We start from the raw sequence: 15,946 nt of genomic DNA on the forward strand, positions 1-15,946 counted from the left end.
GCCACCTCCGCAACCGGCCGCTTCCGTCGACCGGCCGCTTCCGTCGACCGGCCGCTTCCGTCGACCGGCCGCTGCCGCCAACCGCCGCCCGGTGTCCCGCCCTCGGTCCGCCAGATGGGCCCGGTGTTGCGCCCTCAGCCCGCGTTGGCCTGAGGTGGCGCCCTTCAGTTCGCGCGGCTGGCGTGGAGTGGCGCCCACGATCCCCGACTGGCTCCTCGGAGTGACGCCCTCATTCCGGTTGGCCCGGACTGGGCGCCATCAGTTCGCTGACTGGGCGGGAGTGGCGCGCCACAGCCCGCCGGCTGACCTGGAGTGGCCGCTCAGCCCGCGCTGGTCGGGACCGGGGACCGCCGACCGGCTGCCTCCTACGAGTGGCCCGGACTAGCGCCCTCGATCCGCTGATTGGGTGGACGTGGCGCCCTCAGCCCGCCCGTTGACCTGGTGTGGCGCGCTCAGTGCGCGTTGGCCTGGAGCGGCGCGTCAGTCCGCCGACTGGCATGGGGTGGCGCCCTCAGTCCACGTTGGCTTGGAGTGGGCCTCGGTTGGGGGTGGCTTGGAGTGGCGCCCTCGGTGCGTCAGGCGGCTAGGCGTGACGCGCAGTTCGCGGGCTGGCTTTGGGGAGTGGCGTCTCAGCGCCCGTTGGCCTGGTGTGGCGGCTTCAGTCTGTGCGGACTAGGCGGCGGACGAGGCGGGTCGTGATGGCGTCGATGTCGTACGGGCGGCCGGTGCCGGGGGTTAGGTGGTCGAGTGCGAGGCCGTCGATGGCGAAGTGGAGTAGGCGGACTTCCTCGGCGCCGCCGGGCAGGCCGGCGTTGACGTGGAACGAGACGTCGGCGTCGAATCCCTGCCTCAGCGTGCGGGACAGGATCTCGTTGAGTCCGGGCCGGCGGGCTGCTTCGAGGCGGAGTTCGAACAGGGCCAGTGTGAGTTCGGGTCGGCCGAGGAGACGCTCGACGATGTACCGGACGTAGTCGACAACCAGGTCGATCGTGGGCTCGCGCTTCGCCAGTGGTTCGAGTACGGCTTCGTCCGGCGCGAGTCGCTCGAAGATCCGCTCACCGAGGGCGCCGAGCAACGCATCACGGGTCCGGAAGTAGTTGGACGCCGTACCGGCGGGGAGTCCGGCCGCGGAGTCGACGGCTCGGTGGGTCAGGCCGCGGGCGCCGGCTTCCGCGAGGACGGCGAGACCTGCGTCGGCGAGCTGAGTACGGCGTTCCGGGTTCCGGGGCATGGTTGACAGGTTAGCAGGCATCCACTACAACTGTCGTACACAACAACAACATCTGTAGTAGTCAGGAGCGAGCGTATGCAACCCGCGGCATTCGGCGCGACCGTGGTCACCGACCACCCGGCGGAGGTCGCCGCCTTCTATCAGCAGTACTTCGACCTGCAGATCGCGATCGACCTCGGCTGGTTCATCACCGTGCGCCGAGGCGACGCGGACTGGGAGCTAGCCATCTGCCAGCGCGGCCACGCGACCGTCCCGGCGGCCGTGTCCGCGCTAACCGAGAGCACGAACGTCTTCGGCTTCGTCGTCGACGACGCCGACAAGGTAGCCGCCGCCCTCACGGAGTCAGGCGTTCCACTCGAGACCCAGCCAGTCACCGAGGTCTTCGGCCAACGCCACTTCTTCGTACGAGACCCCGCCGGCACCTGGCTAAACGTCATCCAACTGGTACCCCCCGACCCAGCCTGGCTAGCCGCAAACCTGCCCACGACCTAACGCCGGCTCCTCACCTTCCCCCCGCCGACCGGCGTCCCGGCGACGGCAACCCCGCCCCGGCACCACCGCCGTTCCGGGAACTCGGTGCCACCGGTGTTCCGCTCGAGACGCAGCCGGTCACCGAGGTCTTCGGTCAGCGTCACTTCTCCGTGCGAGACCCGCGGGGACGTGGCTGGACGTCATCCAGTTGGTCGCGCCTGACGCAGATTGGATGGCCGCCAAACATGCCCACAACGTGACGCGGACTCCTCCCTGCCACCGACGTTCCGGCGCCACCGGTATTCCGGCATCTCGGCGCTACCGGCGTACCGCTCGAGACGTAGCCGGCGACCGAGGTCGCCGGTCACCGTGCCTTCTTCGTGGGGGACTCCGCCGGGACGTGGCTGGATGTCATCCGGCTACCGCGCGACGGCTTCCCGTGACGGAAGGTCGGTGCCACCGGCGTCCTGGAGACCTGGGGACCCTGAGACCCGGTGCCACCGCTCATTTGCGTTAGATGGTTAGCAGGACTTTGCCTAGTTGGGTGGAGGATTCGAGGGTTTGGTGGGCGCTGGCGACCTCGGCTAGGGGGAAGGTGGTGTGGATGATCGGGCGGACCTTCTTCTCGGCGATCAGGGGCCAGACGTGGCCTACGACGTCCGCGATGATGCGGCCCTTGTCGGCGACCGAGCGGGGGCGGAGGCCGGCGGCCATGATCTGGCCTCGGCGGCTCATCAGGCGGCCCAGGTCGAGCTCGCCCTTCGCGCCGCCCTGCATGCCGATCACCACCAGGCGGCCGTCGTACGCGAGGGACTTCACGTTGTCGGTCAGGTACTTCGCGCCGATGATGTCGAGGATGACGTCCGCGCCGGCGCCCGCCGTCGCTTCCTTCACCACGGACGCCCACTCGGCTTCCTTGTAGTTGATCGCGACGTCCGCGCCGAGCCGGGTGCAGAACTCCATCTTGTCCGCGCTACCAACCGTGGTCAGGACCCGCGCGCCATGCGCGACCCCGAGTTGGATCGCCATCGTGCCGATGCCGGACGCACCGCCGTGGACGAGCAGCGTCTCGCCGTCCTTCAGATGCGCGCTCATGAACACGTTGGACCACACCGTCGCGACCACCTCGGGCAGTGCGGCCGCGCTGACCAGATCGAGTCCGTCGGGAATGGGCATCACCTGCGGCGCCGGTACGACGACCTTCTCGGCGTACCCGCCACCCGCGAGCAACGCACAGCACTCGTCGCCGACGGACCAGCCTTCGACCTCGGATCCGACCTCGGCGATCGTCCCGGATACCTCGAGCCCGATCGTCCCCGGTGCACCCGGCGGCGGTGGATAGAACCCCTGCCGCTGCAGCAGATCGGCCCGGTTCACACCCGCGGCGACGACGTCGATGACGACCTCGTCGACAGCCGGAGTCGGATCCGGAATCTCGCCAACCGTCAGAACCTCGATCCCACCGGCACCTTCACACACGACAGCTCGCATGCCCCACACCGTACCCGCGCAGCCATCCCAACCCCCGCCCCCGTCCGCCGCCAGCCACCGACCACGCCCGCCGTCCGGTGCCGACTAGGTCGCGCTAGCTACCGACCAACTCCGCGAGTTCGGTGGCGATGCTGTTCAGGTGAGTGGTTTCGCCTATTGAGGCGAACCAGTCCCATAGTTCGAGGGAGTGGTAGACGCGGTACAGCAGGACGCGTTGCTGCCAGTCGGCAGGTAGCGGGCCGTAGCCGTCGACCAGGCCGGCGAGCTTGTCTGCGTTGTCGTGGATCGAATACGAGACGGTCTTCGCGAGATCGATCAACGGGTCAGCAGCGATCGCGTTCTCCACGTCGATGAAGCCCGTCACGCGCCAAGTCACCGGATCCACGAGGACGTTGCCCTCGTGGAAATCGTTGTGGCACAAGGTTGCCGCCTGATTCGCAGCGAACAGCCCGGACCGCTCGTCGACGTACCCGCGGATCTTCTCCCGCAACACCGCATCCCCGCCAAGCTGCTCGAACTCTCCGAGCTTCTTGGCGAACTGGCGTCGCATGTATTGATCGTTGTCCGGCAGCGGATCAAGGATCTGGTCGGTCAAATACCCGTACGCCGGCTGCGGAATGCGATGCACCCGCGCGACCAACTGCCCGAGCTGCTCGTACGTCGCCCGCCAGTCCGGTGGCTTCAGCTCCGACAGCGGTACGCCGTCCAGCTTGGTCAGCACCGTGAACGCGTCCAAGTCCCCAGCCGGCTTGGCGTCCACGACACGCGGGATCGACCCGTCGAGCTCCGCGGCGAGCAGGCCGTACACATGCACTTCCTTGGCCTGCTTCCACGCCCACTCGGGTGCGTAGACCTTGACGATCACCGGATCGTCGTCGGTCCGGCGTACCTCGAAGACCGTGCTCAGTTGCCCACCAGTTCGCTGGACAACCTCGTCGATCTGACTGCCCGGGCAAGCTCTCGCGACCATCGCAGCAACATCCACAGCCTCACGATAGAAGCGCTGTCGAACGCTTTTCAGTCGTCGAAGTCAGCCCAGGTGTCGACGTCATCCCCGGCCCGAGTCGGGTCGGACCACACCAGGTCCAGGTCGGCCACCAGCCGCCGTACCGACTTGTCCCGCGGATCGCCGATCCGCCGGATCGCTTCGGCCAACGCGGTACGCCGGTACGCCGTCGCGAGCTGCTGCCCACGCCCGTCGGTGTCCCGGAGACCGTGACCGTCATGGTCCCCGAGACCGTCGACGAGACGCGCAACGTCGGGCTTCGTCAGCCACGGCAGGTCACAGCTCAGCACCACGACAACCGCAGCGGACCCGTGGGCGAGCCCGGCCGCGATCCCTGCCACCGGGCCGCCGGACGGCGGATCCTCGACCGTCCAGCCAACCTCTCGGCAGGTCGTGCGGACCGGGCCGACCACCACGGTCGACACGGCGGCATCAGTTGCCGTCAGCACCCGATCCAGCAGCGTCGCGCCGTCGAGCACCAGCATCGCCTTGTCCACTCCACCGAATCGGGTCGAACCACCCCCAGCGAGCACCAGCGCGTCGAAGTCCACGGAAGCAGTCTCGCCGGGTCAGTCCTTCGGCATCAACTCCTCCCGGTTTCTCCGCAGCACCTCGCGCTCCTCGGGCGTCAGCGCGGCCATCGCCGTCTTCCGCTCCTCGGCCAGTGCTTCCAACTCGGCCGCGGTCAGGTCGGCAACGGCTCGGAGCCGGCTCTGCGCCAGCTCCTGGAATTCCTCGCGTGTCAGTGCACGGGACATCGCAGTCATCACCTCGATCAGCTCCAGAAGTGCCTGGGCCGACGGCTCGTCGGCCCGGTCCAATCCACCGAGGACACCGAGCAGCTTGCGTTTCACGTCGGCCGCGGCGGCGAGCTGCTCCTCGACGACCTCGAGCTGTTTGCGGATCAGCTCCCGGGGATCCGTCAGCTCCCCGTCGAGGATCTGCCCCACCTCGGAGAGCGTCAGGCCGAACCCGCGCAGCGCAACCACCCGGTGCAGGCGGCGGACGTCGTCGGCGTCGTACCGACGGTGTCCGGACGCGCTCCGATCGCTCGGGCACAGCAGACCGATCTCGTCGTAGTGATGCAGAGTGCGGACGCTGAGGCCGGTGGCTTCCGCCAGTTCGCCGACCCGCCAGGTCCTCTCGTCGGTGTCCATGTCGTCGACCGTAGGTCCTCACGTGGCGTGAGGTTCAAGCCCGGATTTTCTGCGGCACCATGGAGGGGTGAAGATCGCCGTGGTGCAGACCGCCAGCAGCTACGACAAGGCCGCCAACCGCGACCTGGTGACGCGTGTTGTCGCCGACGCGGCGCGGGACCAACCGGACCTGGTCGTGCTTCCGGAGGCGATCATGGCCGACTTCGCCGTCGAGGGCGGATCGGTCGCGGAGGCCGCCGAGGCGCTCGACGGCGAGTTCGTGGACACGCTGCGCAAGTGCGCGCTGGAGCATGGCGTGGCGGTCGTGGCAGGAATGTTCGAGCGCAGCTGCGACCAGCACCGGCCCTACAACACGCTCCTGGCGGTAGGAGCCGACGGCTCACTGCTGGGCGCCTACCGGAAGATCCACCTGTACGACGCCTTCGGCTACAAGGAGTCGGACCAGCTGACCCCTGGCGATGTCGCACCGGTCGTGGTGAAGGTCGGTGGGCGTTCGCTGGGCCTGATGACCTGCTACGACCTGCGCTTCCCCGAGCTGTCCCGCGCACTGGTCGACGCCGGCGCCGAGGTCCTCGTCGTACCGGCCGCGTGGGTTCGCGGACCGCTCAAGGAACACCACTGGACCACTCTGCTCACGGCCAGGGCTGTGGAGAACACCTGCTACGTGGCAGCCGCAGCGCAGAACGGCAAGAAGTACTGCGGCCTCAGCCAGGTCATCGACCCGCAGGGCATCGCACTCACCGCAGTGGGCGAGGCGGACGGGTACGCGGTGGCTGAGGTGTCCGCCGACCGCTTGACCGACGTACGGCGGCGTAACCCGTCGCTGCTGAACCGCCGCTACACTGTCAGCCCCCGCTGACGCTCGGTGCGCGGACTGCCCGGCGGGAATCGCTGCAAGCGGGTTAGCCTCCTGGGGTGGCGGATGGGTTCGATCTGGATCATCACGGGGACCTCGAGGTCGGGGACGGGCTGGTGGACCTCGCAGTCAACGTGCGGGCAGGCACTCCGCCCGGTTGGCTGATCGAGGAGATCACGGCCAGCCTCACCGACTTGGCGGCGTACCCGAGGCAGGACGCTGCGGTGGCAGCAGTTGCTGCACGGCACTGTGTCTCGCCTGACCGGGTGCTGTTGACCGGAGGGGCGGCAGAGGCGTTCGTGCTGATCGCTCGGGCGTTCCGGCCGCGGCATGCGGTCGTCGTTCATCCGCAGTTCACCGAGCCAGAGGCCGCGCTGCGGTCGGCCGGGCACGTGGTCGATCGCGTCATCCTGCGGCCCGAGGACGGGTTCGTCCTGGATCCGCGAGCGGTCCCTGCCGACGCCGACCTCGTCGTCATCGGCAATCCCACCAACCCGACGTCCGTACTGCACCGCGCCGACGACCTGCGCGAGCTGGCTCGGCCGGACCGGATCCTGGTGGTTGACGAGGCGTTCATGGACGCCGTACCGGGCGAACCGGAGTCGCTGGCCGGTGCCTCGATCCCGGGTCTGGTCGTGATCCGCAGCCTGACCAAGACGTGGGGACTCGCGGGCCTGCGGGTCGGGTACGTGCTGGCCGGAGCCGGGTTGATCGAACAACTGGCCGCCGTGCAGCCGCACTGGCCGGTGTCCACTCCTGCTCTCGCCGCGGCTATTGCCTGCAGCAACGAGCGTGCCGTCGCCGAGGCGGCTCAGGCCGCGCTGGACATCGACCGGCAGCGTGTTCATCTGCTTGACAGCCTCGGCCCGGTGCCGACGTACGGCGTGCCGCGTGGACCGTTCGTCCTGGTGCAGAAAGAGGGCGGCGCCGTACTGCGGGAATCCTTGCGAGAGCGTGGATTCGCGGTCCGTCGGGGCGACACGTTCCCGGGCCTCGGACCGGACTGGCTGCGGATCGCGGTCCGGCCGGAGGACGTGACCGACGCCTTCGCGAAGGTGTGGCGCGACCTGACGACCTGACCCCGTTCGGGGCCGTGCGGCGTTCGCTGTCGAACCGATTGGTCGCTGTAACCCGCGAGGGGTTTAGTCCACCTGCACTTTGCGCACAGGATGGTCGCAGAGTGCCCTGCTCGCCCCTCCGGCACTCATCTGGCCATTCGCGAAGGGAGCAGCACAATGGGTCTGAACGACGACGACATGACGACCTCGTCCGAAGGTGGCGAAGGTCTGGCGGACGGTGGCGCGACCGTAGGTGGGACGGATGGTGGCGCCGACGGCGGTGCGGATGGTGGTGCCGGAGGCGCTGAAGGGCCGGCGGACGGCGGTGCGACGGCTGGCATGAGTGACGGCGGTGCAGATGGTGGTGCGGGCGGTGCTGAAGGGCCGGCGGACGGTGGAGCATCGTCTGGCGTGAGTGACGGTGGCGCCGACGGCGGTGCGGATGGTGGCGCCGGTGGTGGCGAGGGACCGGCTGATGGCGGTGCGACGCCAGGTGGCACTGACGGTGGCGCCGACGGTGGTGCGGATGGCGGTGCGGGAGGCGGCGAAGGACCCGCGGACGGCGGAGCCTCTCCGGGCATGAGTGATGGTGGAGCGGATGGTGGCGCCGGAGGCGGCGAGGGGCCGGCTGACGGCGGTGCCGATGCGAACGCGACCGACGGTGGCGCCGACGGCGGGGCCAGTGGAGGTTCTGGGAGTTGGTGACGACGGTGCCGGGAGCCGGTTCGCAGCCTGACGAGCGTCCGGCTCTCCGGCGCTGTGTCGCAGGTGATCTGGACGAGTTCGCGAACTCCTACTGGGGTTCGCGGGCTCTGCTGTCCCACGGCCCGGACCTGCCCGCGCCGTACGACGACCTGTTCAGCCTGGAGGCTGCGGACGAGCTGCTGTCGCGCCGCGGCCTCCGTACGCCGTTCCTGCGGATCGCAAAGAACGGTGCGGTCGTCGGCGACGGGCAGTTCACCGGGTCGGGCGGTGTCGGAGCGGAGATCGCCGATCAGGTCCGCGACGACAAGGTCGCTGCGCTGTTCGCGAGCGGCCACACCGTCGTACTGCAGGCCCTGCACCGCACCTGGCCGGCTCTGGTCGACTTCTCGACCCAGCTGTCGGTCGACGCGGGTCACCCGGTGCAGATCAACGCGTACATCACCCCTGCCGAGTCACAGGGGTTCTCCGCGCACTACGACGTTCACGACGTGTTCGTGCTGCAGGTCGCGGGCGAGAAGCACTGGACTGTCCATGAGCCGGTGCATGTTGATCCACTCCGCAACCAGCCGTGGACGGACCACTCGCAGGCGGTCTCGGCCGCGGCCCGTGACAAGGCGCCGGTGATCGATGAGGTGCTGAGGCCCGGTGACGCGCTGTACGTGCCGCGTGGGTTCCTGCACTCGGCCAAGGCTCTGGGCGGGGTCAGTGCGCATCTGACCGTCGGACTGCACACCATGACTCGCTACCTCCTCGTGCAGGAGCTTGCTGCGGCCGCCGCGAACGACGCATCGCTGCGCGGTGCTCTGCCGCTTGGATTCGATCCGGGCGACCCGGACCAGCTCAGAGCAGTACTGCCCGAGGTGGCGGACCTCTTCGCCCAGCAGATCCAGTCGACAACGCCGGAGGACCTGGCTGCCCGGCTCCGGCGCCGTACCTGGTCTGCCAACCGCCCTGCGCCACTCGGACCCTTGGCACACGCCGCCTCCATCGCCTCTCTGGCGGTGGGTACGACGGTCCGCCTCCGGACTGGTCTGCGGTGCCGGGTCGTGGTCGGGGATCCGGTCGTGCTGCAACTGCCAGACCGGACAATCACGCTACCCGCAGTCACCGGCGACGCGGTTGTGCAACTGTGCTCAGGGAGCGATCACAAGGTCGGCGATCTCCCCGGTCTCGACGAGGCCGACCAGCTCGTCCTCGTCCGCCGCCTCCTCACCGAAGCCGTCCTGACAGCCGACGCGTAAACTACAGCCGGTAGTTGCGGAGGGCAACGGTGACGTGGGGTGAGCATGGCTGGCGTGGTGACTGACGGACGCTACCGGGCCGACACGGGCTGTGCCGCACTGGCGGACCGCCGTGGCGACTCGATGGTCGCGACCGCACCACCGGCCGAGCGCTGGCTGCTGATCGAATCCCGCGTCGCATGGCCGCGGGACGCTCTGGCCGCACTCCGGCCCGAGGGCTTGGGCGCCGAGGTCGCGCGGCTCTGCCGACAGTTGGGGTACCGACCCGCGCTCATCAGACGCTACGGACGGCTGGACCGGACGGCTCCATGCCGGTTCGCGCTGGCTGACTGCCGGCCTGGGCGCGAGTCGGTCCGGTGGGGCGAGCTGCCGTCGGACGAGCATCTGCTGAACGTCCTGCGCGGCGATGCTGAACCAGGCCCGGTCAATCGTGAGCCGGTGTACCTCGTCTGCACGCACGGGCGGCACGACGCGTGTTGCGCCGTACGTGGTCGGCCGGTCGCGGCGGCGCTGGCTGGTGCGTATCCGGAGCGGACGTGGGAGTGCAGCCATGTCGGCGGTGACCGGTTCGCTGCGAACGTCGTCGTACTGCCGCAGGGGCTGTTCTACGGACATGTTCCGGTTGCTCGCGCGGTCGAGCTCGCCAAGCATCACGACGAAGGGCGGGTGGTGCCGGATCTGCTGCGTGGATCGGGTGCGTTCGTCCCGCCGGTGCAGGCCGCGCAGCACTTCGCACGCGCTGCAGGTCACTCACTCCTCATCGACGAGCTTCGTCCCCAAGCTGTTCGTGGACTGGCCGACCATCATTGGCAGGTGGATCTCGCTTTGCCCGACGACGCCGGTCTGGTCACCGTCGAGGTCTCCGGACATCTGGACACGATCGATGCGCGGCTGACGTGTGCGGGCGTCGCACCGGCCACGGTGCGCCGCTTCCAGTTGCACAGCATCACGTCCAGCTGACCGCGTCCGGCGCTCGCCGCTGCTGTTCGAGCAGTCCTTGGACCAACGCGAGCGGAGCCCATCCGCCTCGGCCGCGGCGGGTGAGTGTGTACGTGCGGAACGTCGGCACCGGATCGCGCAACCGGCGTACCGAGATGCCCGGGGCCTTCAGGCTGCCGATCGGAAGCAGCGCGACGCCAAGGCCCGCGACGATCATGTCCCGGACCAGCGGGAGGCTGTCGGCGCGGTGGGTGATGCGTGGCTCGAAGCCGGCCAGCGAGGCGATGGTCCGCACGACCTGCTCGTCTCCGGAGTGGCGGGAGTTCACGATCCAGTCGCTGTCCGCGAACGCAGCGGCAACCTCGGCTGTGGTTCCCGAGGTACGCCGGGAGCGGGACGGCACGCCGAGTCCCCACGTCGCGTGCCACAGCCGGGTGATCTCGAGGCCAGGGTCGACGTTCGCCGGCGCCAGGTTGTAGTCGTAGCTCACCGCGAGATCGACCTGATCGCGCTCGAGCAGCGTCAGCGCCTCGGGCGGCTCCTGCTCCTGGATCTCCAGCCGCACGTCGGGATGCGCGGAGGCGAGCCGCTGTACGACGGGCAGCACCGTGTCCCGGATCGCGGTGTGGAATGCAGCCACGCGAACCGTTCCAGCCGGTCTGGACGAGGGGTCGAGGTCAGCACGGGCCGCCTCGACCGCGGCGACGATGTCCACTGCGTGCCCGGCCAATCGCTGGCCGGCCGGGGTCAGCCGGACTCGGCGTCCGTCGGGCTCAAGCAGCGGTGTGCCGACCTCGTGGGCGAGCGCAGCGATCTGCTGGGACACGGTCGAAGTCGTCACTCCGAGGGTCTCCGCGACGGCGCGCATGGACCCGAGTCGGGACAACGCCAGCAGGAGCTCGAGACGGCGTACATCCATGATCCCCTATTGTTCATTGATCCCGAACGGTATGTCCATGATTCTCACGTGGACGCGAACGGATTCGCGAGCTTCACTGGAGGGCATGACCACCCGTGAGAGCCGCACCGGCGTGGCGTTCGCCGTCATGTCGATGAGTTGCGTCCAGCTCGGTCTCTCCGTATCGGTCAGCCTGTTCGACCGCCTCGGCCCCGAGGGTGCGGCGTGGCTGCGGTTGTCCTTCGCGGCGGTGATCGTGCTGGTCCTGTTCCGTCCCCGGCTCCGCTCGTTCGATCGCCGTTCCCTTCTCGCCGCCGTCGGCCTGGGCATCGCCACCGGCGGCGTGACGCTTCTCTTCATGGCTGCGGCAGCCCGGATCCCGCTCGGCGTGGCCAGCGCCTTGGAGTTCCTCGGACCGTTGAGCGTCGCCGTCGTGCGCAACGCGCGGCAACCCACCGCGGTCCGGGTCCCCGGGCTACGCGGCTTCGGGGGACGGCGCGCCGGGCTGGTGTGGCCTGCGTTGGCGTTCGTCGGAGTGATGCTGCTGACCCAACCTTGGCGATTCGTCGGCGGCTCGGCGTCGGGGGCGCATGAGTCGGGGGTGCCGGTCGGTGGATCGCTGGATGGGCTCGGCGTGCTGTTCGCACTGGGCGCGGCCGTGTGCTGGGCGGCGTACATCCTGCTCACCCAGCATGTGGGCGACAACGTCTCCGGCCTTCAGGGTCTGGGCGTGTCGATCCCGGTCGCGGCCGTGGTCGCGACCATCGTTGCCGGGCCGAGCACGATCCCGCTGATGACCTGGGATCTGGTCGCCATCGGCTTCGGCCTGGCGCTCCTGCTCCCGGTCATCCCGTTCACCCTGGAGTACCTGGCCCTGCGTCGCCTGGACGCAGGCGTGTTCGGCACACTCATGAGCCTGGAACCAGCGCTGGCCCTCCTCGTCGGTTGGCTTATCCTTCATCAGCTGCCAGGCCTGCTCCCCGTCTTCGGCATCGTCTTCGTCGTCCTGGCCGGCATGGGCGCAGAGCGCACCTCCGCGCCCCACCGTCCAAGCCCACCACAGTCGACCGAACAGCCCGGCGTACTCAGTCCGGGCTAGGTAGCTCCCGGTCCGACAGGTGGCTGCCGTAGAAGGTGGATTGGCGGCTCATGATGTCGCGCATCGACGTTCCGCGGGGGACGTTGTAGACGGTGCCGGGGAAGTCCAGGTCGCGCTGGATGGGCCAGAACTCTTCGTGCCGATCGGGGGCGAAGAGTTGGGCCGGGTTGCCGACGGCAATCCATCCGATCGGGAGGACCGTGCCGGGTTCCAGGCGCGAGTTCACGTGCAGCACGCTGTTGATCCGGAGTTCCGCGCCCGCGCCGGCGACAGAACCGGGGAACAACGCGGCGCCCGTGGCGATGAAGACTTCGTCCTCGACCGTGGCGCCGTTGACGTGTGCATGGGGACCTACCAGGACCGCGTCACCGAGCAGGGTGGGATGACTCGCCCGGCCGCGCACCAGGGCGTTCTCCATCACCACGCTGTTCGCACCGACATGGATCTCACCGTTCTCCGCGGTCAGTACGGCACCGTGCAGGACTCTGCTGCCTTCGCCCAGGACGACGGCGCCACAGAGGACTGCGGATGGTGCGACATAAGCGGATTCGGGCACGACCGGTCGTCGGCCGCGGTGTTCGAGCAGCATCGCGCATTGTCCCTCCGTTGAGCATCACCTGTCTTCCGTGAGCCTGTACCCGATCGTGTGCGGATCTCCACAGCCCGGGCCCTCACTACCCGGGCGGCGGTGTCCGGAGAGCCGGTCCACGTCGGAGGTGGGAGGTTCGGCCGGCCGGACGTCCGGGGTGGAGAACCGCGAACTGGGGAAACATTAGAACAGATGTTCGATTGCCTGCAACTGCTGTGCGTGAGACTTTCGGGCAGGATGTGGGTGCACGTGTTCGACGGTGGCCGGTCGAGGGCGCCACAGGTCAAACAAGGAGTCAGGCGATGACGCATCCGCGGTGCCTATGTCGCACGAATCCGTCGCACTCAACTCAGGAGGCGTTGTGAAGCTCCTTCTCACATCCGGAGGCGTTACGAACGAGAGCATCCGCGATGCGCTGGTCGATCTGCTGGGCAAGCCGATCTCCGAGTCCGGTGCGCTCTGCATCCCCACGGCGCAGTGGGGCCACCCGATACTCGGGCCCGTCTCGGTGCGAGGCTCCGTCGCCGGCGAGCCTCCGTGGCACATGATGACCAGCCTGGGCTGGGCGTCCTTGGGCGTTCTGGAGCTCACCGCGCTGCCCAGCATCGGCGAGGAGCGGTGGATGCCGTGGGTCCGAGAGGCAGACGTGCTCCTGGTGGACGGCGGCGACGCGACGTACCTGTACCACTGGATGCGGGAGTCAGGGCTGTCGGAGGTCATCTCGTCGCTACCCGAGACGGTCTGGGTAGGGCTCAGTGCCGGCAGCATGGTGATGACACCGCGGATCGGTAACGACTTCGTCAACTGGCCTTCTGCGCCGGACGACCGCACGCTCGGGGTCGTCGACTTCTCGATCTACCCGCACCTGGACCACGAGCTCATGCCGGGGAACACCATGGCCGACGCGGAAAAGTGGGCCGCCGACATCGCAGGTCCGGCGTACGCCATCGACGACCAGACCGCCATCAAAGTGACCGACGGCACCGTCGAGGTCATCTCCGAAGGACACTGGAAGGCCTTCCCCGCATAGCCGCCAACTGCTACCTGCGTGTCCCAGCGACTCCTGGGCGTCGTGCTGGGTCACGCTGCCGACCGACGGCATAGCCAGACCGCTCTGCCGCGTTGGGCCCGCGGCCAGGTGTGGGTGTGACTTGGCGACGTGTTCGACAGTGGCCAGGAAGGCGTCGCGGGCGAGGTGTTCGTACCCCGCCGCTGAGCTTGACCGCCTCGTTCAGGACGAGGCTCCCGGACAAGAGTTCTCGCGGCTCGATGTCGGCCAGCGTGAATTCACGTTGCATGGTGCGTGCCCCAAGCCGGTGTTGATACCTGCTGACCCGGCTGCGAACGTCAGGACAGGAGTAAGCACCAACGAGAGGGAGTCATGCGGAACGTCATCCTTTACATGTCGATGTCGCTGGACGGGTTCGTCGGCAGCGACCGTGAGCACCCAGGGGGCGCGATCCCAGAGGGCGCTGAGCTGAAGAAGTGGAAGCTGGACCGGATCAGCAAGGCCGGTGCGCACCTCATGGGCCGTGTCACCTACCAGGAGATGTCGTCCTTCTGGCCGCAGTCCGACGACCCCTACGCGGCGCCGATGAACACGATCCCCAAGGTCGTGTTCTCGAAGACGCTCAGCGACGACGAGGCGACCTGGCCCGAAACCCGGGTCGCGCGGGGCGACCTCGCAACCGAGGTCGCCGACATCAAGGCAGAGCCCGGCTCGGACGTGATCGTCTGGGGCGGTAGCACGCTGGCGGGCGCTCTGGCGGCGGCGGACCTGATCGACGAGTATCGCCTGCTGGTCCAGCCACTGGTTCTGGGCCGCGGAAATGCGCTGTTCGACCAGTTGCCGGAGGCGCGGCACCTTGAACTGGTCGAGAGCACATCGTTCCCCAGTGGCGTCGTTGTGCAGATCTATCGACCGCAGCGCGGCTGACGAGGCGGGCACTGTGCAGGCGACCGGACGTAGGGTGCTGAGGGTCGGCGTGCTGACGCCGCATGTATCAGCAGGACCTGAGGTTGAGCTGCCCGAGATGGCGCCGGCGAGTCTCGAGGTGGTGGTCGAGCGAACCGAGCCTGCGGCCCTGCAACCGGCGGTCGCACGGCTCTGCGAGGCATCGGTCGACGTCATCGCCTACGCCTCGACGACGACCGGGTACACGCTCGGGCGCGCCGCCGAACTCGAGCTGGTCGAACGCTTGCACCAACTGTCGAAGGTCCCGGTCGTGACCAGCGGTATCGCGACCACGCTGGCGTTAGGGGCCTTCGGCGTACGCCGAGTCGCCGTCGTCCATCCACCATGGTTCGACGACGACATGGCCGACCTCGCCGCTGCGTACTTCCGCAGGCAGGGAATCGACGTCGCGGTCTCGACCGCGACGTCGATTCCCAAGAAGCCCGAGCGGGTGCGGCCCGAGCACGTGATCGACTGGGTCAGCAGCCATGAGGGTGCATCGACCGAGGCAATCTTCATTGCAGGCAACGGCTTTCGTGCTGCCCAAGCCATCGAGACGCTGGAACACCGCACCGGCCAACTGGTCGTGGAGGCGAACCAAGTGCTGCTCTACTCGATCCTGGCCGCGACCCGGACGACACTCCAGATCAACGGCTACGGGAGACTTCTCAGGTCGAGCAGGTCCTGATAGGGCTCGGGTTCACCAACCGTGGTCGCTCCCGTCCCGCGTCGTACGAACTCGCGTCCGGCCGGCCAGCGCGTCACGAACTGGTCGCCGGTGGCTTCGACGTACCGGACGAAGGTGACGTCGGAGATGTCCACCGCGAACAGGTGAAACTTCCCGGGCTCGGGTCGCCAGCCGAGGCCGGCCGCTACCTCCTCGGCGTACTGGCGCTGCACCGACTCGTCGTCCTCGCCCCGCGCTTGTCCACGCACCTTGAACTCGCCCTCGCTGCCGTCGCGACCGGTGATGATGCTGTGCACGAGGACGCGCGGGTCGCGGCCGAGGTCCTTCGCCTTGGTCGAGCCCCACATCATCGACAACCAGAGATCTCCGGCCATGACCCACGGCTCCACCGGGCTGATGCGTGGTGTGCCGTCGCGCCGAACGGTCCCGACGAGTACGACGCCCGGCCCGAGCAGCCGGTCACGTCCCAGGTCCGCCAGCCGCGGCTGATTCGACTCCAACTCTTCCCACCGCATGACTCTCCTCTCCTCGAGGAACACCTACCTGTCTGGCCTATCACCGGC

At 68.5% G+C, this 15,946-nt stretch carries 18 protein-coding genes; 10 read left to right on the top strand and 8 right to left on the bottom strand.

The window, feature by feature from the left end; translation table 11 throughout:
* Positions 1-658 precede the first annotated feature (658 nt).
* Positions 659-1,231, bottom strand: a complete 573-nt coding sequence (locus E0H73_RS31640) for a TetR/AcrR family transcriptional regulator (RefSeq protein ID WP_131362472.1) — start codon at positions 1,229-1,231, stop codon at positions 659-661.
* A gap of 75 nt (positions 1,232-1,306) precedes the next feature.
* Between E0H73_RS31640 and E0H73_RS31645 the strand changes: the two genes are divergently transcribed.
* On the top strand, positions 1,307-1,723 hold the full coding sequence (locus tag E0H73_RS31645; RefSeq protein WP_131362474.1) for a VOC family protein: 417 nt from the start codon (positions 1,307-1,309) through the stop codon (positions 1,721-1,723).
* 492 nt (positions 1,724-2,215) lie between these two features.
* Here E0H73_RS31645 and E0H73_RS31650 read toward each other — a convergent pair whose 3' ends face one another.
* From E0H73_RS31650 to E0H73_RS31665, 4 genes are all read right to left on the bottom strand, one after another.
* Positions 2,216-3,193, bottom strand: a complete 978-nt coding sequence (locus E0H73_RS31650) for an NAD(P)H-quinone oxidoreductase (RefSeq protein WP_131362476.1) — start codon at positions 3,191-3,193, stop codon at positions 2,216-2,218.
* Positions 3,194-3,287: 94 nt separating this feature from the next.
* Complete coding sequence (locus tag E0H73_RS31655) at positions 3,288-4,178, bottom strand: phosphotransferase family protein (protein ID WP_238164399.1); 891 nt, start codon at positions 4,176-4,178, stop codon at positions 3,288-3,290.
* A gap of 32 nt (positions 4,179-4,210) precedes the next feature.
* Entirely contained in the window at positions 4,211-4,750 is a 540-nt protein-coding gene (mobA, locus tag E0H73_RS31660) for a molybdenum cofactor guanylyltransferase (protein WP_131362478.1), read from the bottom strand.
* Between the two features lie 18 nt (positions 4,751-4,768).
* The gene (locus tag E0H73_RS31665; RefSeq protein ID WP_131362480.1) at positions 4,769-5,356 is read right to left on the bottom strand and encodes a MerR family transcriptional regulator; all 588 of its coding nucleotides are present in this window, start codon (positions 5,354-5,356) and stop codon (positions 4,769-4,771) included.
* Between the two features lie 67 nt (positions 5,357-5,423).
* Here E0H73_RS31665 and E0H73_RS31670 point away from each other — a divergent pair, with 67 nt between their 5' ends.
* The 5 genes from E0H73_RS31670 to E0H73_RS31690 all read left to right on the top strand — a co-directional run bounded on the left by E0H73_RS31670 (position 5,424) and on the right by E0H73_RS31690 (position 10,176).
* Positions 5,424-6,215 carry a carbon-nitrogen hydrolase family protein gene (locus E0H73_RS31670; protein ID WP_131362482.1) on the top strand — a complete coding sequence of 264 codons (792 nt, stop codon included), beginning with the start codon at positions 5,424-5,426 and terminating at the stop codon, positions 6,213-6,215.
* Between the two features lie 56 nt (positions 6,216-6,271).
* Positions 6,272-7,291, top strand: coding sequence for an Rv2231c family histidinol phosphate aminotransferase CobC (gene cobC, locus E0H73_RS31675; protein ID WP_131362484.1), 1,020 nt, complete (start codon positions 6,272-6,274; stop codon positions 7,289-7,291).
* Between the two features lie 394 nt (positions 7,292-7,685).
* Positions 7,686-7,853, top strand: coding sequence for a hypothetical protein (locus tag E0H73_RS46095; protein WP_165555896.1), 168 nt, complete (start codon positions 7,686-7,688; stop codon positions 7,851-7,853).
* Between the two features lie 118 nt (positions 7,854-7,971).
* Complete coding sequence (locus E0H73_RS31685; protein ID WP_131362488.1) at positions 7,972-9,216, top strand: cupin domain-containing protein; 1,245 nt, start codon at positions 7,972-7,974, stop codon at positions 9,214-9,216.
* A 54-nt stretch (positions 9,217-9,270) separates the two neighbouring features.
* On the top strand, positions 9,271-10,176 hold the full coding sequence (locus tag E0H73_RS31690; RefSeq protein ID WP_165555897.1) for a sucrase ferredoxin: 906 nt from the start codon (positions 9,271-9,273) through the stop codon (positions 10,174-10,176).
* Here the strand turns inward: E0H73_RS31690 and E0H73_RS31695 are convergent.
* Positions 10,163-11,074: a LysR family transcriptional regulator gene (locus E0H73_RS31695; protein ID WP_131362492.1), complete on the bottom strand. Its 912-nt coding sequence runs from the start codon at positions 11,072-11,074 to the stop codon at positions 10,163-10,165. The genes E0H73_RS31690 and E0H73_RS31695 overlap by 14 nt on opposite strands.
* 85 nt (positions 11,075-11,159) lie before the next feature.
* Between E0H73_RS31695 and E0H73_RS31700 the strand changes: the two genes are divergently transcribed.
* Entirely contained in the window at positions 11,160-12,152 is a 993-nt protein-coding gene (locus tag E0H73_RS31700) for an EamA family transporter (RefSeq protein WP_202867648.1), read from the top strand.
* Here E0H73_RS31700 and E0H73_RS31705 read toward each other — a convergent pair.
* Entirely contained in the window at positions 12,139-12,741 is a 603-nt protein-coding gene (locus tag E0H73_RS31705; RefSeq protein ID WP_131362494.1) for a gamma carbonic anhydrase family protein, read from the bottom strand. The genes E0H73_RS31700 and E0H73_RS31705 overlap by 14 nt on opposite strands.
* A 361-nt stretch (positions 12,742-13,102) precedes the next feature.
* Between E0H73_RS31705 and E0H73_RS31710 the strand changes: the two genes are divergently transcribed.
* The 3 genes from E0H73_RS31710 (at position 13,103) to E0H73_RS31720 (ending at position 15,383) form a co-directional block, all read left to right on the top strand.
* Positions 13,103-13,771, top strand: a complete 669-nt coding sequence (locus E0H73_RS31710; RefSeq protein WP_131362496.1) for a Type 1 glutamine amidotransferase-like domain-containing protein — start codon at positions 13,103-13,105, stop codon at positions 13,769-13,771.
* Positions 13,772-14,122: 351 nt separating this feature from the next.
* Positions 14,123-14,677: a dihydrofolate reductase family protein gene (locus E0H73_RS31715; protein WP_131362498.1), complete on the top strand. Its 555-nt coding sequence runs from the start codon at positions 14,123-14,125 to the stop codon at positions 14,675-14,677.
* A gap of 97 nt (positions 14,678-14,774) precedes the next feature.
* Positions 14,775-15,383, top strand: a complete 609-nt coding sequence (locus E0H73_RS31720) for an aspartate racemase/maleate isomerase family protein (protein WP_131362500.1) — start codon at positions 14,775-14,777, stop codon at positions 15,381-15,383.
* On the opposite strand, the gene E0H73_RS31725 is transcribed toward E0H73_RS31720, so the two are convergent.
* Entirely contained in the window at positions 15,350-15,898 is a 549-nt protein-coding gene (locus E0H73_RS31725) for a pyridoxamine 5'-phosphate oxidase family protein (protein ID WP_131362502.1), read from the bottom strand. The genes E0H73_RS31720 and E0H73_RS31725 overlap by 34 nt on opposite strands.
* Positions 15,899-15,946: the final 48 nt, after the last annotated feature.

The organism is Kribbella pittospori, assembly GCF_004331465.1.
GTDB lineage: Bacteria > Actinomycetota > Actinomycetes > Propionibacteriales > Kribbellaceae > Kribbella > Kribbella pittospori.

Coding starts and splice junctions, on each gene's coding strand:
- E0H73_RS31640 (WP_131362472.1), bottom strand. CDS start 1,231: ATGCCCCGGAACCCGGAACGCCGTACTCAGCTCGCCGACGCAGGTCTC.
- E0H73_RS31645 (WP_131362474.1), top strand. CDS start 1,307: ATGCAACCCGCGGCATTCGGCGCGACCGTGGTCACCGACCACCCGGCG.
- E0H73_RS31650 (WP_131362476.1), bottom strand. CDS start 3,193: ATGCGAGCTGTCGTGTGTGAAGGTGCCGGTGGGATCGAGGTTCTGACG.
- E0H73_RS31665 (WP_131362480.1), bottom strand. CDS start 5,356: ATGGACACCGACGAGAGGACCTGGCGGGTCGGCGAACTGGCGGAAGCC.
- E0H73_RS31695 (WP_131362492.1), bottom strand. CDS start 11,074: ATGGATGTACGCCGTCTCGAGCTCCTGCTGGCGTTGTCCCGACTCGGG.
- E0H73_RS31700 (WP_202867648.1), top strand. CDS start 11,160: ATGACCACCCGTGAGAGCCGCACCGGCGTGGCGTTCGCCGTCATGTCG.
- E0H73_RS31705 (WP_131362494.1), bottom strand. CDS start 12,741: ATGCTGCTCGAACACCGCGGCCGACGACCGGTCGTGCCCGAATCCGCT.
- E0H73_RS31715 (WP_131362498.1), top strand. CDS start 14,123: ATGCGGAACGTCATCCTTTACATGTCGATGTCGCTGGACGGGTTCGTC.
- E0H73_RS31720 (WP_131362500.1), top strand. CDS start 14,775: ATGGCGCCGGCGAGTCTCGAGGTGGTGGTCGAGCGAACCGAGCCTGCG.
- E0H73_RS31725 (WP_131362502.1), bottom strand. CDS start 15,898: ATGCGGTGGGAAGAGTTGGAGTCGAATCAGCCGCGGCTGGCGGACCTG.